Consider the following 1,920-nt stretch of genomic DNA (forward strand, 5'->3'; position numbering starts at 1 on the left):
CAGTCTTTGCTCTGGCCGATCAGGTAATTCATTGTGAGCACTTGCCGACACGAGATAAGTCGTCGGTAAGGAGGTGATCCAGCCGCAGGTTCCCCTACGGCTACCTTGTTACGACTTCACCCCAGTCATGAACCACACCGTGGTGATCGCCCTCCGAAGTTAGGCTAACCACTTCTGGTGCAGTCCACTCCCATGGTGTGACGGGCGGTGTGTACAAGGCCCGGGAACGTATTCACCGTGCCATTCTGATGCACGATTACTAGCGATTCCGACTTCACGGAGTCGAGTTGCAGACTCCGATCCGGACTGAGGCAGGCTTTATGGGATTAGCTCCACGTCGCCGTCTTGCAACCCTTTGTACCTGCCATTGTAGCACGTGTGTAGCCCTACCCGTAAGGGCCATGATGACTTGACGTCGTCCCCACCTTCCTCCGGTTTGTCACCGGCAGTCTCCCTAGAGTTCCCGACCGAATCGCTGGCAAATAGGGACAGGGGTTGCGCTCGTTACGGGACTTAACCCAACATTTCACAACACGAGCTGACGACAGCCATGCAGCACCTGTCTTTCGGTTCCCGAAGGCACACCAAGATCTCTCTCGGCTTCCGAAGATGTCAAGGGTAGGTAAGGTTCTTCGCGTTGCATCGAATTAAACCACATGCTCCACCGCTTGTGCGGGCCCCCGTCAATTCATTTGAGTTTTAACCTTGCGGCCGTACTCCCCAGGCGGTCGACTTATCGCGTTAACTGCGCCACTAAGAACTCGAGGCTCCCAACGGCTAGTCGACATCGTTTACGGCGTGGACTACCAGGGTATCTAATCCTGTTTGCTACCCACGCTTTCGCACCTCAGTGTCAGTGTCAGTCCAGAAGGCCGCCTTCGCCACTGGTATTCCTCCCGATCTCTACGCATTTCACCGCTACACCGGGAATTCTACCTTCCTCTCCTGCACTCTAGCATGACAGTTCCGGATGCCGTTCCCAGGTTGAGCCCGGGGCTTTCACAACCGGCTTATCACGCCACCTACGCGCGCTTTACGCCCAGTAATTCCGATTAACGCTCGCACCCTCCGTATTACCGCGGCTGCTGGCACGGAGTTAGCCGGTGCTTCTTCTGTGAGTGATGTCCTCCCTCGGACGTATTAAGCCCGAGGCCTTCTTCCTCACTGAAAGTGCTTTACAACCCGAAGGCCTTCTTCACACACGCGGCATGGCTGGATCAGGGTTGCCCCCATTGTCCAATATTCCCCACTGCTGCCTCCCGTAGGAGTTCGGGCCGTGTCTCAGTCCCGATGTGGCTGATCATCCTCTCAGACCAGCTACGGATCGTCGCCTTGGTGAGCCATTACCTCACCAACTAGCTAATCCGACATAGGCTCATCCGATAGCGCAAGGTCCGAAGAGCCCCTGCTTTCTCCCGTAGGACGTATGCGGTATTAGCCTGAGTTTCCCCAGGTTATCCCCCACTATCGGGCAGATTCCTATGCATTACTCACCCGTCCGCCGCTCGCCACCAGGAAGCAAGCTTCCCGTGCTGCCGCTCGACTTGCATGTGTTAGGCCTGCCGCCAGCGTTCAATCTGAGCCATGATCAAACTCTTCAGTTTCAATCAATGCGGTTCTTGCTCACCCCGCCTCCGTAGAGACCGGGCAAAAGCGAACCAATCTTGGCTCAAGGTTCAAACGTTTACTCAATTCCGATCCGAAGATCGGTGACGAGTCGCTTGCCTTGATGATGTGGTGACTGATCACCTCGTCATCGACAAGCGCCCACATGAATTACCTGATCGATTGTTAAAGAGCATCTTGCATTGCCAGGCCCTTGGCCTAGCGCCCTGCAAGGAAGGCGTATTCTACTGAAGCGGCGTGCGTTGTCAAGCCTCGGCGGCGAATATCGCGGCGACCTCGTCGCTGCCAACTCAC

1 rRNA gene is annotated in these 1,920 nt (G+C 55.8%); it reads right to left on the bottom strand.

The annotated features are described in order from the left end of the window. Positions 1-66 precede the first annotated feature (66 nt). Positions 67-1,604 (bottom strand): 16S ribosomal RNA (locus BLT16_RS20435). Positions 1,605-1,920 lie beyond the last annotated feature (316 nt).

The organism is Franzmannia pantelleriensis (assembly GCF_900102875.1).
Classification (GTDB): Bacteria; Pseudomonadota; Gammaproteobacteria; order Pseudomonadales; family Halomonadaceae; genus Franzmannia; species Franzmannia pantelleriensis.